The following is a 13540-nucleotide window of genomic DNA, read 5'->3' on the forward strand; positions in this document are numbered from 1 at the left end:
AGAAGTGTGTGGAATATTAGGTATAGTAAGTAGCGGTGATTCAGTAATACCAACTTTACTAACCGCGTTGCAAAAATTGGAATACAGAGGTTATGACTCTTCAGGTATAGCAATTATAAATAATAGAGGTAAGATAGAAGTAAAAAAATCAGAAGGTAAAGTTGAAAGATTGTGTGAAGTTGTTCATGAGAGCAAGATATCTAGTAGCAAAGTTGGTATAGCACATACTCGTTGGGCTACACATGGAGCTCCAAATCTTAAAAATGCTCATCCCATTTATATAAATAATGTTGTTGTTGCTCATAATGGCATAATTGAAAATTACAATATATTAAAAAAGGATCTGGAGGAAAAGGGAGTATCTTTCCACACCGATACTGATACAGAAGTGATACCAAACATATTAACTTCATATCTTGATGAAGGGTTATCACCAGTTGATTCTATATTACAGTGTCTAAACAATTTACAAGGTTCACTTGCTTTGGCTTTATTATTTGCAGAATATCCAGATACTTTATTTGTTGCAAAAAGAAATTTGCCTTTAGCAATAGGATATAACTGTAATAAAGTGTTTGCTGCTTCTGATACTAATACTTTGAATTCATTTGTAGAAAAAATATTGCATTTAGAAGATAATGATATTGCAGTAATAAAATCTAACGAATTCAGTATATATAATAATGGTATACAAGTTAAACGCAGAACAGAAAATAGCAGTCCAAGAAATTTTCTAATTAGTAAAAATGGTTACCCTAGCTTTATGCTAAAAGAAATTTTTGAGCAACCGTATGCATTAAACAAAACAATAAATCAATTTTATAAACAATATAAAGAAATCAACAAAGAATTATTTTCTGAACTAGGTTACATTACTATAGTTGGATGCGGTTCATCCTATTTTGCTGGACTAATAGCAAAGTGTTGGCTGGAAAGTATTGCTCAAATTCGGGTATATCTAGAAATCTCGTCAGAATTTAGGTATAGCAGCGTCAAGCTCGAAGAAGGTAGTATTGGCTTATTCATTTCTCAATCTGGTGAAACTGCAGATACTATGGAAGCACTACGTTATGCGAGATTGCAGAAACAAATGATCATTAGCATAATTAATACATTTAATAGCAGCATAGAAAAAGCCTCAGATATTGTATTGCATACTCTTGCTGGACCTGAGATTGGTGTTGCTTCGACAAAAACCTTTTCTACGCAGCTTGCAATTTTAGCATGCTTTGCTGTAGAGCTTGGAAAAATAAAAGGTATACTGGGTAGAGAGAGGATAAAGGAACTAAGCGGTGCTATTAATTCCATTCCCGAACATGTAGAGCATGTTTTGAATGTGATGGAAATACAACATATATCAGGCAGTATATTAGAGCACAATAATATAATTATAATTGGGAGAGGAAGCTCATATGGAGTTGCAATGGAAGGTGCATTGAAGATAAAAGAGCTTTCATATATCAACACAATTGGTATTGCAGCGGGAGAAATGAAGCACGGTTCTATCGCTTTGATAGACTCTACTGTACTTGTTATCGCAATTATTCCTTACGATAATTTATTCTTTAAAACGCTATCCAATATACAAGAGATTATTGCAAGAAAAGGTAAAGTAATTGCCTTTAGTGATAAGCAAGGAGCACCGCTCTTAAAGGGAATTTGCATAGATGTGGTGCAACTTCCAGAAGTTGACAATTTTGTTTCTCCAATTATCTACAGTGTTGCTATGCAATTTCTTGCTTATTCTATTGCAGAAAAAAAAGGGTTAGATGTAGATTGCCCGAGAAATTTAGCTAAATCTGTCACAGTTGAGTAACTTATTTAAAGTGAGTTGCTAATTAACAGCTCTCATTGTCAGTTATAAATTACTGAATTTTACTAATAAATTCATTAGCCCTCTGCGAAAGAATATGTAACTAATGTAAGGATGAAAGAGGCTAAAATCCACGCCTCAAATTAACAAGATTTGCCATTATGGTTACCAGACACAACTTAACCTAGCAAGCAAGAATTAACTAACAGAAAAATTGAAAACTAATATCAGTCTCTTAATGTAATGCTACCAATATTTTTCTAAAAAGCAATATGTTTTCTATTCAGGAAAGTCTACATCGCCATAACAATATTTACTAGAATGAGGTCTTGTCTCACTGTAAAAACGCAACCAATGATCAACGTCTATCTGAAGATCTTCTAATAAATTGTAGATTGTTTTACAAAAAAAGAGGAGTAAATGAGAGCTCAGTAACTTGATTATAGAGTTGTACTGCCTTTCCATATTTGAAGCAAGTTGTTATTCTATCTCAAACCATAGCACAAAGTAAATATGTCAATTTACACTAAAATTTTCTGTTTATGAGTTATATTATGTAAAGATACTATTTGACCTTAAGCTTTAAAGATATTATGTAATAGCATTATTTAATATGCGAGGTTTATTATGGTTAAAGTAAGTGCTGGTGAAAACTCAAAAAAGCTTAAAGATGGTAAAAATCAGCCTATATCACCAAAAAAGTTCAAAAGTAGTCAGCCTATGTTACCAAAACGGAGTCAGAATTCTGGTGAAAAGCTATGGAGTGCATTTCACGCATTAATGAACGTAATATCGGAGCTAGAAAAAACAAAGGTTACAGTGGAACTAAAAAAAGACACTGAAATATCAGAAGAACAATTGAATAAAATAATAGCATTAAAAAATCAAGTAGAAGAAGAAACAGAGCAAATAATGATGCCATGTTTCAAGAAAATAATAGTAGAATTGAAAGGAACAAAAATAGAGAAATTGTCTACGGAGCTAAAAAAGCTGGCAGAAGTACAAGATGAAAAAATACAAGAGTTATGTAAGAGACTAAAATCAGGTACTGGAACAGAAGAAGATCAAAACAAACTCAAGAGAGCAGTAAAAGGATTAGCAAAAGAGTGTTCCAAAGAGCTCACAAATTACGTATCTGATTCAAATTCGATAATGTTGTACACTGCTGTTATTGGTGTTGGTCTTGCTGTTGGACTGATAGCAAATACTATACTTCAGCACACAACTAGACTAAGTATGTTAGCAATAATTATCATAGCTACAGCATCTGCACTCGTAGCTGGTGGTGCTACACACACAACACTAAGACCTAATACTAAAATAGATGAATCAAAAGAAGTCCAAATAAAGAGTTCTCATCACTCACTTTCCTAATCACACTTTAATTCAAACTTTATCAGTTTTATTCAAGTTGCTTCTAAAAGGAGAATATCAATGGTGTTCTCTTTACTGATTTGGTTAAAATGCAGAAAACGCCTATGTCAAAATTTACACAGATGTTAAGTGCTGCCACTAATTCCCAGTTAGTACAATTTGTGTATCTTATTGACATATTTAATTTATTCTGTTACAATTTTTAGTAATTAGGTTGAGGTAAAACAATGAAGAGTTTTAAATGGCTACTTAATCAAGTCAGACTTTCATGGATTAGCTTAATATCAAAAGTAAAGAGATTTTTTCAAACTAACGATACACATCATCAAACAACTGCTAGCAATGGAAATGACCATACAAAAAAAATAAGTATAGAGAATAAAATAGAAACGAAAGGTAATGAGATTGATTTAGAGGATGAACAGGATGTGTTTGAGGATGCTCTAACAGGAGAAGAGCTAGATGAAGAAGAATTTTTTTTATGCTGTTGAAAGTTTTAATGAACAGGAAGTTAATGCTAATAGAGAAAAAAAGGAATATGAAAAAAATAAGTACTATAGTCTACAAGATGGTCTACAAGAAAAAAATGAATTTGATCACACAACGCACACTCTTACACTTGCTTTTGAAATTGAAAAGCCATTTCCAGACTCTGACCTTAGTAAATTTAAATTGTGCGAGCTTAAGCAAAATGGTGATAAATACACATTTACTCTAGAGGATGACCAGAAAAATCGTATAGAGCTACACTCTGAATACCTTAATATGTATTTTCCTAAGTATTTTGAGAAACACAGAAAAAAAGGAGCATACACTGAACTTTTTTCTCAAGAAGAAAATGGAATTAGCAATGATATTATCATCCCATTAGAAGTTCCAAAAGAGGTAGGGATACTTACTGAAAAATTCGGCCGGATGAACTTCATAAAAGCAAATATACAATCTCAAATATCAGATTTTCCAGGAGATATAAATCTAAAAGATTGTAAAGATCATGTAAACTTCTATCTTAATTCAAATAATACTATATCTCTTTTTCTAACGTCAGCACCGATAAAATTTGCAGCTAGATTATCAGGTACTCCAACAGAAACAAACTGGCCAATAAAGGATATTCTAGTCAGAGGTAGTTTTATTAATCAGCATATTGATAAGCAAACTAGAGTTGAAAAAGTGATTGAGCCTTATATTGATAAGCATCCTATAGTTGAAGAAGCTTTTGAAGTAGTTAACGTAGAATGTGCATCAGAGCTGAAGATTTCTCAACCTAGCATATAGCCTTATATTCTTTCATCAGCATGATATAATTTTGTGCAGATTGTGTAATATGTTTAATTTCCTCATCTGACATTTTTTTGAAGAATTGTGCTGGCCTGCCAGCCCATACTTCACCACTTTTTATCACTTTCCCATGCGTTACCAGTGAGCCAGCAGCTACCATAGCTTCAGACTCCACAATCGCATGATCCATTATAACAGAGCCCATACCAATAAATGCTTTATCATGTATCGTGCATGCATGTAACACACAAAAATGTCCAACCGTCACCATACTACCAATAATCGTATCACCGCCTGGATTTCTATCTACATGAATTACGGTGCCATCTTGAATATTCGTTTCATCACCTATTTTGATTGATCCAACATCTCCTCTGATCACACAATTAAACCAGATACTCGCATTCCTTCCTATTTCAACGTTACCTATGATACGCACACCATCTGCGATAAAAGAACTTTCATCCATTTTTGGTTCATAATCTTTGTATTTTAAAATGTGATAGCTCATAATTTAAATAAGGTTTAATACATACTTGGATTCCAGTAGTCAAGTTACTCGGGTAAAGATATTCTTGACTTATGATCCTTATGCTCCTAAAATCTTTATTTTTAGCTCTATTCATAATGTCAGTAACAGTACTTAGTGTACTTCAAATAATATTAGTTGTTGTATTGGTAATTTTAGTGCTCCTGCAGCCACCTGGAAGTAGTTCATTAAGTGGCTTTAGTAATTCACAACAGGGAATGAATTCAATAATTCCGGTAAAGTCTTCTGAAAATCCACTCAGTAGAATAACTTCTATAGTTGCTGGGCTGTTCATTATAAATACACTGTTACTATCAGGATTATGTTCAAAAGATGTACATAAAAAATCAATTGCAGAGAAGATTATATCAGAAAAGAAGCAAGAAGGCCAATCAACTTCTGTTCCATTTGAAAATTAATGAAAGAAACCAAGTTTATCTTTGTTACAGGTGGAGTTGTTTCATCACTTGGTAAGGGTTTAGTTGCTTCAAGTGTGGGAGCACTTCTTCAAGCTTATGAATTCAATGTTCGCATCAGAAAGCTTGACCCATATCTCAACATTGATCCTGGAACAATGAGCCCAGCTCAGCACGGGGAAGTATTTGTTACTGAGGATGGTGCTGAAACTGATTTAGACCTTGGACATTACGAGCGTTTTACTAAAATTAAAGCAACCAAGGACGACAATATAACAACTGGTAAAGTATATAATAAATTATTAAAGAAGGAAAGGTGTGGTGATTATCTAGGCAAAACTGTGCAAATCATTCCTCATGTGACAGATTTAATCAAATCTTTCATTTTTAATGGTACAGAAGATTTAGATTTTGTAATATGCGAAATAGGCGGAACCGTAGGTGATATTGAAAGCCAACCGTTTTTGGAAGCTATACGCCAAGTTAATTATAAACTAGGAAAGCAAAAAGTTATCCTTATTCACTTAACTTTAATACCATACCTCACTGCAGCACAAGAATTAAAGACAAAACCGACACAGCATTCAGTTCGAGAGTTAAACTCTGCGGGGTTACAACCAGATATTATATTATGTCGCAGTGAAAAAGAAATTTCCGATAATCAAAAAGAAAAGATAGCCAATCTTTGCAATGTTTCTTTATCTAACGTAATACCTGCTCCTGATGTAAACCATATATACGAGTTACCGTCCTTGTATAATCAATGTGGGCTCGGGACACAAATTTTGGATCACTTTCACTTAAGTAAGCCAAAACCAAGCTTACCTGAATGGGACCAAATAGTACACTCTATGAAACATCCAACACAAGAAGTTATCGTTTCCATAGTAGGAAAATATACTGAATTTCCTGACGCATATAAATCACTGATTGAAGCATTAAACCATGGTGCAATTAGTAATAAAGCTAGAGTGAAGATAAATTGGGTCAACTCAAGAGAAGAGAATGGAAAATCTATAGATGCAAAGTTTATCAGAGAAAAATTACAAAGCTCTAATTCAGTCCTTGTTCCAGGAGGATTTGGTGATAATGGAATAAAAGGTAAAATATTAGCAATAAACTATGCCCGTGTAAATAACATTCCTTTTTTAGGAATATGTCTTGGTATGCAGCTTGCAGTGATTGAATTTGCTCGTAACGTTATTAAGCTTGAAGATGTACACTCTGAAGAATTTTATACTTGCAAACACCCAATCATCAAGCTCGCTGATGGTAAGAACGTTGATCTTGGTGGAACCATGAGACTTGGAACATACAAGTGTAATATAAGTCCAAATTCAAAAATGGCAAATGTGTATAGTAGTGTCACTATTTCAGAAAGACACAGACACAGATATATAGTTAATTTAGATTATAAAAGTAACTTAGAAGAGAATGGAATGATATGCAGTGGTATATCAGAAGATAAAACATGCATAGAGACAGTGGAGCTAAAAAATCACTCATGGTTTATTGGTGTGCAATTTCATCCAGAATTTCAATCAAGACCATTTTCTCCTCATCCTCTCTTTACATCATTTATTAAGGCAGCTATTGACAACAGAGTTTCATAGAACTTAATAAATTTTCTAATAGAGAGGTAAAAAATGTTACTAAGAAACAGTAAAGATAGCATTACATATGGATCTGCGACCTTCGAGGAATTGAATAGGCATGTAGAACAAATAATATATAAATTAGAGGAGGATCAAATTATAGAGGATATAATGGAAGAAGTAATTGTAGCTATAAACGAACTAAAATCGGTAGAAGAAATAAAAAAATATTTAAAGCAAGAAATAGATAGCCTTGTAAAAAGGACAATAGTCCTTAGTGAATTCTATAACCTAGAAAAGCCAAGAAAAGAAAATTATATTTACCCAAGCACCTAATGTTTAAGTACCAATACATGGAACTTGCCATAGAGCAAGCAAAACTTGCTCAGAAAGATGGCGAAGTGCCAATAGGTGCTGTAATAGTTAATGGAAACAATATCATCTCCTCTGCACACAATATATCTAATGATCCAACTGCACATGCAGAAATGTTAACAATTAGACAAGCATTTTCAACTTCCACGCTTTATGAAGCTGAAATGTACGTAACGTTAGAGCCGTGCCCGATGTGCGCTCAAGCTATCTCTTTTGCAAAAATTAAACGTCTATACTTCGGGGCTTACAATCCCAAAGGTGGAGGAGTTGAAAACGGCACTAGAATATTTCAATTCTGTAACCACATACCTGAAGTTTATGGTGGAATATTAGAAACAAAATGTTCTCTTTTATTAAAAGATTTCTTTGAGAAATTGAGAACTTAGTTTAAGATGTGTGAGATTGTTTCAATATTTTTTGAGTAAAATCTGTATTATAACTCTTTCGTATATTTGACCAATCTGCTCATGCAACGTACATAAGGGATGTTATTACGATAACTCCGTTGCAGAAAAGTTTACTCAAAAGGGAGCTTCTTATTGATACTTCTCAACGTTCTGTTCAGCAAACTAGAACTTCCATATTTGAATACGTAGAAATTAGATTTCTTGCACTACTGGAATTTAAAGAGTTTCAGCGCGTAACGCTGGAATCTAGATTTTCTTGTTAAATCCCAGACTGGCTGGTTATGCAAAAAATATATTTTTTATCATAAATAACTTAAATATTATATTATAAACTCTGCTAAATTTATTCTCACAACAAAAACTTCTTCTCTACTTTTTTTTGAGTAAGGTCACCAACTCTATTTTTCTACAAAAGTGTTCTCTGAACTAAAAAATCCAGAGAACATTCTCTCTTATATCAACTCATTATCAATGGGAAAAGAACTAACCTCATTATCATAAGAGTAAGGAGTTGTTCTTTGCACATTATCAAAGACAGCTTTTAATAGTACTTCCTTATCACTATCCCATGCAACTTTCTCCATAATTGCATTATAATCTTTACACTTTTGATCATTTCCACAGTCCCTGATTTTACCATTAAGCTTTAGATAAGGCTTTAATGAATTATAGTGTACTTGAGTATTATTGCCCTCTTTATCTATCATATTCCCTGCGTTATTAACAATTATCAATGGTGCAACTTGTTTCGCTTTCACAATACTTGCTCCACCGGGGTCTTTGATGAGATCAGGACATGATTCTCTAGAAAAAAAATTCTTGTTTAATTCTTTATTAGCATAATCATTGCCAGATTGGCAGAAACTCTTAACCTTCTCGTCCTGACAAGCTAACTCTTGTGGACTATCAATACATTTAAGACATTTCGTATTACCAAAGTTGGCTGCTGAACTAATAGTATCAGTAAAGGCAAATTTAAAATTTACTGCACTATAAATACCCTCTGATCCCTTTTCTATATATGGCAAAATTTTAGAATTACTATACATCTCAGGATAGAGTTCTTTTAATAAATCAGATGTATTAAAACCTTGACAACCTATCTTATTATTCGATTTATACAAATGAGCATGAGGCCCACAAATTCCTGGCAGGCTAAGATCTGGTGTTATTTCTCGAGATGTAATTTCTCCACTTTCATTCCCTCCTTCATTGGTAACATGTTTGCCTCTATCATTTTCATTCCCTCCTTCATTGGTAACATGTTTGCCTCTATCATTTTCATTCCCTCCTTCATTGGTAACATGTTTGCCTCTATCATTTTCATTCCCTACCTTAATACTAGGTTTATCTGTACCGATTCTTTTCTCATTTTTACATTCTTCAGCTGCTTTTTTATACCACTCAGTCTCTGCTTTTGCCATGTTAATTTTACACTTTAAAAGTTCTTCTTTTACTCCTTCAATCTTACTCTGCATCACTTCTTCTTTCTCCTGTTCAATTTTGTACCTCAAAACTTCCTCTTTTGCTGCCTCAGCTTCATTCTTAGTTTGTTCTACCTTCTCTCTTTCTTCTTGAACTTGTTTTTTTAATTTATCAACTTCTGCTTTTGCTTCATTCTCAGCTTCTTTTAACTTACCTTTAAATTCTGCCTCTACATTCTCTCTTTCTTCTTGAACTTGTTTTTTTAACTTATCATTTTCTTCTTTTACCTTATTAGCTTCACTCTCAGCTTCTTTTAACTTATCTTTAAATTCTGCCTCTACCTTCTCTCTTTCTTCTTGAACTTGTTTTTTTTATTTATCAACTTCTGCTTTTGCTTCATTCTCAGCTTCTTTTAACTTACCTTTAAATTCTGCCTCTACATTCTCTCTTTCTTCTTGAACTTGTTTTTTTAACTTATCAACTTCTTCTTCTAATTTTGTAATTTCTTTTTGTGATTCCACAGCATCCTCTTCTCCCGCAACCTGATCTCTTAGATTTTCGACTTGCTCACCCTCTTCACCATAAAAAAGTTTGTTGGCATATAAATTACTATTATTAACTTGATCGCTATAGATATTGTTTGACATTGTGACCTCCTATACAGTCAAAACTGGAATTAAATTAGAGTATAAAAGCTGAGAATTCAACATGGGTAAAAGAAACCACAGTTCAGGAAATCTCAGGTTAACTCAGAAATTATTATAAGCCAAAATGATTAAAAATTTTATAACTTATATTTTAGATCTAGCATGATAACCAACAATTATTCAATTTCCACCTTACTCACCAGCTTGACACAGTCCATCTTTATTCATTAGAGAGCCGTGATTCCTTCTCCAATGATTAATCACTTGTCAGTTTTGAGTGTAGTAGTTGATAGCCTGTACGTAAATACGTTGCTTTTGTTCTTTAGAAATTTTTAGTCTACTATCTTTATCCAGAAAAAAATTGTAAAATTTCTATAGTTATGGTATAATTGTAAATACCGCTTGCCAATAAGCTGAGTATAAAAATGCCGTTCGGACAAATCATTACATATAGTACAATATTACTTGCTGTAATTGCAGTATTTCTCTTTTTGAGAAAAATATACAAAAATCACATTAGAAAAATTATATTTCCTCTAAAAGTTCTCAAAGAAGAATGGGAAGAAAATAGAAGATTTAATGAATTATATCAAAAAAATAAGCAAAAAGAGTTGATGAAACAACAGGAAATGCTAAGCGAGAAGCAAAAAGATATTCAAGTTTACAAAGAAGATCTAGAAATAGTTGATATAACAAAGCCGCTAGGTAAATGGACAAAGATGGTTATGATGGGTAGTGGTTTAATGAAGCATTTTGCACAATTGATACACAGAGAAGGTGATAAAAAAGGATTTTGGGAGCTATTTATAAAAGCTCAGTCTTCAACTAAGGGTAAACATAAAGGAAAAGGCAGATGAAGTATCCGTTGTATAACCTGGTTTCTGGCATTAAACTTCTTAAGTGTTATAGCCAGTCAAGTATAAGGGTATCATCCCAATGCGTGACACTGGGATCCAGCTCTGCATGTAATCTAGTCAAAAATATTAATTTTAACATAAAGCAACTACTTTTATGCCAACCAGCTCAGCGTGCTTACTTAAAATTTCTGGATCCCAGATTCATGCGTCAATGTTAAACAAAATACCATAGAATTCAAGAAGACAATTCCTAGAGAATTACTAGACCCCAAAAAAAGGTAAGTCATGCTAATATTATTTGAAAAGGATAAGTTAAATTTTTTTAATCTATAAAATGGCAAAATATAATTGATTAAAGATAATGATTGAAAGGTTGGAAAAATAAATTAAAGAAAAGATTAATCGATATTATGCCGCATAAAGGTGAATTCATAAGCAATTCTTACGTTCTACTCTCCAGCGGCAGATTTACGAGTAACACGATGGCAAGGTATCAAGTAGGAAATTGGGTTGTTGGCAATTCCATTTGGTTTAACAACCATATGAGAATATTGGTATAGCCTGTTGTTGTATCTGTTGGAATGAAAACCAATACTTGACTAAAAAAGTTCTTAGAGCCTGTTCATAATCTTTTGAGAAGCAAAGCAGTAAAAGCAAGAACGACCATTTATAGGCTAGTATTGAGCTTTCGCTCGCAATTTTCCACAATCGTCTACACTTTTCCAGCCAAGCAAAAGAACGCTCTACAACCCACCTTTTTGGCAATACAACAAAGGTGTGTAATTCACTTCGTTTTATTACTTCAACAATTGCACCAATAGTCGTTTTTATTTGAGTTGCAAAATTTCCTCCTGTATAACCTGCATCAACTAGTATATTTTGAACTTCGGAAAGATTTTTCCTTGCTTTACAAATCATCTCTACAGCAGCATTACGATCTCCGATATTAGCTGTAGTAATATAAATTGCATGTGGTAAATCTTGCGTATCTACTGCAATATGACGCTTTATTCCTGAAATTTTCTTGCCAGCATCATAACCTTTTTCTTCAGCAATATCGGTATTTTTTACATTTTGGGCATCAATGATGCAGAAGCTTGTTTTGGTATTCTGATCACTGTTGGAACGAACCTCTCCAATTAATTTTTTTTAAGACAATTTCTAGAACACTTTTTCTATCTTCATTCGGTTTTTTACTCCATATCTTGAAGTAATCGTAACAATTGCGCCATTTTGGAAACTCTTTTGGCAGCATTCGCAACTGACAGCCACTTTTTAGCACATAAAGCACACCGCAAAATAACTCATATAAATCCAATTTTCTTGGCTTCGTCTTTTCTCGCACACTTTCTAAAATTGGTCTAATCTTTTCGAATTTTTTACAACTTATGTCGCTTGGATATGTATTCCTCATAGTTTACCTCATATCAGCTATACCTCATCTTACAATATTCAGAGATCACGTACAGGCTCTTAGAACATTAGCTGCTGAGGTTGCGAGAGTAGTAATTCAACCACTATGGATTAAAATCCAAAGATTGAGAGAGAGCATAGAATGCTAACTTTCGACTTGAAAGTCACCAAATTTATCTTCTTTTTTAGAGTGATTTTCAATATAATTTTTTATCATTTCGTCAGTTACATTTCCGTTAGTCCTGACAAAGTAGCCTACTGCCCACAACCCAGTATCTCTTTTTTAGCTCTGGAAAGTTTTGCTGGATTTTTCTGGAACTTTTTCCTTTTATTAACTGCACTAACTTACTAATACTTAAGTATGGGGGTACAGAAACGTATACATGTTGACGCAACTCTACCTCTGATAATTTCTACTTGATTATTTGTACATACTTCTTGTACAACTTCTTTAGCTTTCTGTCCAATATCTCCAACTAGTACTGGATATCGATATTTTGTTATCCACACTATGTGATATGTACATTCATATACAGAGTGACTGCTTTTTCTATAATATTCCACATTCTTTCAGACTTTTTACCTTAAAATTATATTCTTAAAAGGATGGACTTCAAGTCCAGGGTTTTTCTCCCAAATTTGGGACAATAAAAATACTTGGAATATGAAAAATGTTTCACCGGGAGAATTTATATCTGCGGAAATTGACGGATTTAGGCCAGAACTAGATGCTTATCTTGTGTGGCTAGTTGAATGGTTTCATGAGGTACACGCGGGTAAATCAGTATGGTCAACAGGCATAATGCCACATGTTATTGAGATAGGTGAAGTGCATGTTAGACCATAGTTTCGCGATTTCAGACCTAAATAGGAAGCTAGCAAACATTATTCATATAGGCTTAGTTAAAGAAATAGATTATGAAAAAGCAAAAGTAAGAGTTAAAATAGGAGAATTTTTAACAGGTTGGTTGCCATGGATAACAAGCAAAGCAGGAAAAGATAGAGATTGGTCTCCTCCAGATATTAATGAACAAGTTATGGTATTTTCTCCTCTTGGTGAACTATTATTAGGAGTAGTATTACCAGGAATATATCAGGAAAAGTACCCTGCACCAGAGAATAAAAAAGAAATAAATAGTGTAAAATTTCAAGATGGGACGAAGTTTACATATGATAAAGGGAAACATCATTTAGAGATTGAAGTAGTGGACAAAATAACACTTAAGGCTGGGGGATCAAGTATAGAAATGACAAAAGGTAGTATTAAATTAAAAGCAAGAAGAATAGACTTAAATTGATATATATGAGTAAAGCAGTTGTTTGCATAGGAGATCATTGTACAGGTATGCCGATTCATGTCTGTGTGAGCGGGAGTATAATGCACCCCATAAACTAGACCAAAAAAAAA

The 13540-nt window shown here is 33.3% G+C and carries 13 protein-coding genes and 5 pseudogenes; 12 read left to right on the forward strand and 6 right to left on the reverse strand.

Annotated features, from left to right (window positions below):
• The first annotated feature begins 4 nt into the window (after positions 1 to 4).
• A complete protein-coding gene (glmS, locus tag LB100_RS03235) occupies positions 5 to 1816 on the forward strand; it encodes a glutamine--fructose-6-phosphate transaminase (isomerizing) (protein WP_010407205.1) in 1812 nt (603 codons plus the stop codon).
• Positions 1817 to 2073: 257 nt separating this feature from the next.
• Here glmS and LB100_RS03240 read toward each other — a convergent pair.
• Positions 2074 to 2227: pseudogene (locus LB100_RS03240) on the reverse strand (IS481 family transposase); the annotation flags it as partial.
• Positions 2228 to 2440: 213 nt separating this feature from the next.
• Here LB100_RS03240 and LB100_RS03245 point away from each other — a divergent pair.
• The 3 genes from LB100_RS03245 to LB100_RS03255 all read left to right on the forward strand — a co-directional run bounded on the left by LB100_RS03245 (position 2441) and on the right by LB100_RS03255 (position 4465).
• Positions 2441 to 3187: a hypothetical protein gene (locus LB100_RS03245; protein ID WP_456201445.1), complete on the forward strand. Its 747-nt coding sequence runs from the start codon at positions 2441 to 2443 to the stop codon at positions 3185 to 3187.
• 227 nt (positions 3188 to 3414) lie between these two features.
• Positions 3415 to 3678 carry a hypothetical protein gene (locus LB100_RS03250; RefSeq protein WP_456201446.1) on the forward strand — a complete coding sequence of 88 codons (264 nt, stop codon included), beginning with the start codon at positions 3415 to 3417 and terminating at the stop codon, positions 3676 to 3678.
• Entirely contained in the window at positions 3650 to 4465 is an 816-nt protein-coding gene (locus tag LB100_RS03255; protein WP_456201448.1) for a hypothetical protein, read from the forward strand. The genes LB100_RS03250 and LB100_RS03255 overlap by 29 nt, the downstream gene beginning before the upstream one ends.
• Here the strand turns inward: LB100_RS03255 and LB100_RS03260 are convergent.
• Complete coding sequence (locus LB100_RS03260; RefSeq protein ID WP_015588396.1) at positions 4455 to 4979, reverse strand: gamma carbonic anhydrase family protein; 525 nt, start codon at positions 4977 to 4979, stop codon at positions 4455 to 4457. The genes LB100_RS03255 and LB100_RS03260 overlap by 11 nt on opposite strands.
• A 116-nt stretch (positions 4980 to 5095) precedes the next feature.
• Between LB100_RS03260 and secG the strand changes: the two genes are divergently transcribed.
• The 5 genes and pseudogenes from secG to LB100_RS03285 form a co-directional block, all read left to right on the forward strand.
• The gene (gene secG / locus LB100_RS03265) at positions 5096 to 5416 is read left to right on the forward strand and encodes a preprotein translocase subunit SecG (RefSeq protein WP_007302593.1); all 321 of its coding nucleotides are present in this window, start codon (positions 5096 to 5098) and stop codon (positions 5414 to 5416) included.
• Entirely contained in the window at positions 5416 to 7026 is a 1611-nt protein-coding gene (locus LB100_RS03270; RefSeq protein ID WP_456201450.1) for a CTP synthase, read from the forward strand. The genes secG and LB100_RS03270 overlap by 1 nt, the downstream gene beginning before the upstream one ends.
• Positions 7027 to 7059: 33 nt before the next feature.
• On the forward strand, positions 7060 to 7344 hold the full coding sequence (locus LB100_RS03275) for a hypothetical protein (RefSeq protein ID WP_456201452.1): 285 nt from the start codon (positions 7060 to 7062) through the stop codon (positions 7342 to 7344).
• Between the two features lie 17 nt (positions 7345 to 7361).
• A complete protein-coding gene (locus tag LB100_RS03280; protein ID WP_010404879.1) occupies positions 7362 to 7769 on the forward strand; it encodes a nucleoside deaminase in 408 nt (135 codons plus the stop codon).
• A gap of 73 nt (positions 7770 to 7842) precedes the next feature.
• Positions 7843 to 7984: pseudogene (locus LB100_RS03285) on the forward strand (IS3 family transposase); the annotation flags it as partial.
• A gap of 258 nt (positions 7985 to 8242) precedes the next feature.
• On the opposite strand, the gene LB100_RS03290 reads toward LB100_RS03285, so the two are convergent.
• On the reverse strand, positions 8243 to 9304 hold the full coding sequence (locus LB100_RS03290) for a hypothetical protein (RefSeq protein WP_456201453.1): 1062 nt from the start codon (positions 9302 to 9304) through the stop codon (positions 8243 to 8245).
• 282 nt (positions 9305 to 9586) lie between these two features.
• Positions 9587 to 9862: a hypothetical protein gene (locus tag LB100_RS03295; protein ID WP_456201454.1), complete on the reverse strand. Its 276-nt coding sequence runs from the start codon at positions 9860 to 9862 to the stop codon at positions 9587 to 9589.
• Positions 9863 to 10287: 425 nt separating this feature from the next.
• On the opposite strand from LB100_RS03295, the gene LB100_RS03300 reads away from it, so the two are divergent.
• A complete protein-coding gene (locus LB100_RS03300; RefSeq protein ID WP_143689087.1) occupies positions 10288 to 10719 on the forward strand; it encodes a hypothetical protein in 432 nt (143 codons plus the stop codon).
• A 667-nt stretch (positions 10720 to 11386) separates the two neighbouring features.
• Here the strand turns inward: LB100_RS03300 and LB100_RS03305 are convergent.
• Both LB100_RS03305 and tnpA read right to left on the reverse strand, forming a co-directional pair.
• Positions 11387 to 12133, reverse strand: a pseudogene (locus tag LB100_RS03305) (IS5 family transposase).
• 144 nt (positions 12134 to 12277) lie between these two features.
• Positions 12278 to 12696: pseudogene (gene tnpA, locus LB100_RS03310) on the reverse strand (IS200/IS605 family transposase).
• Positions 12697 to 12778: 82 nt separating this feature from the next.
• Between tnpA and LB100_RS03315 the strand changes: the two are divergent.
• A pseudogene (locus tag LB100_RS03315) lies at positions 12779 to 12979 on the forward strand (hypothetical protein); the annotation flags it as partial.
• Positions 12966 to 13430: a phage baseplate assembly protein V gene (locus tag LB100_RS03320; protein ID WP_264720123.1), complete on the forward strand. Its 465-nt coding sequence runs from the start codon at positions 12966 to 12968 to the stop codon at positions 13428 to 13430. The pseudogene LB100_RS03315 and the gene LB100_RS03320, both read left to right, overlap by 14 nt.
• The last annotated feature ends 110 nt before the right edge of the window (positions 13431 to 13540 follow it).

The organism is Wolbachia endosymbiont of Protocalliphora sialia, assembly GCF_053891855.1.

Excerpts from the sequence above, each read along its gene's own strand:
- LB100_RS03245 (WP_456201445.1), top strand. The coding sequence starts at position 2,441 with ATGGTTAAAGTAAGTGCTGGTGAAAACTCAAAAAAGCTTAAAGATGGT.
- LB100_RS03250 (WP_456201446.1), top strand. The coding sequence starts at position 3,415 with ATGAAGAGTTTTAAATGGCTACTTAATCAAGTCAGACTTTCATGGATT.
- LB100_RS03255 (WP_456201448.1), top strand. The coding sequence starts at position 3,650 with ATGAAGAAGAATTTTTTTTATGCTGTTGAAAGTTTTAATGAACAGGAA.
- LB100_RS03260 (WP_015588396.1), bottom strand. The coding sequence starts at position 4,979 with ATGAGCTATCACATTTTAAAATACAAAGATTATGAACCAAAAATGGAT.
- secG (WP_007302593.1), top strand. The coding sequence starts at position 5,096 with ATGTCAGTAACAGTACTTAGTGTACTTCAAATAATATTAGTTGTTGTA.
- LB100_RS03270 (WP_456201450.1), top strand. The coding sequence starts at position 5,416 with ATGAAAGAAACCAAGTTTATCTTTGTTACAGGTGGAGTTGTTTCATCA.
- LB100_RS03275 (WP_456201452.1), top strand. The coding sequence starts at position 7,060 with ATGTTACTAAGAAACAGTAAAGATAGCATTACATATGGATCTGCGACC.
- LB100_RS03280 (WP_010404879.1), top strand. The coding sequence starts at position 7,362 with ATGGAACTTGCCATAGAGCAAGCAAAACTTGCTCAGAAAGATGGCGAA.
- LB100_RS03295 (WP_456201454.1), bottom strand. The coding sequence starts at position 9,862 with ATGTCAAACAATATCTATAGCGATCAAGTTAATAATAGTAATTTATAT.
- LB100_RS03300 (WP_143689087.1), top strand. The coding sequence starts at position 10,288 with ATGCCGTTCGGACAAATCATTACATATAGTACAATATTACTTGCTGTA.
- LB100_RS03320 (WP_264720123.1), top strand. The coding sequence starts at position 12,966 with ATGTTAGACCATAGTTTCGCGATTTCAGACCTAAATAGGAAGCTAGCA.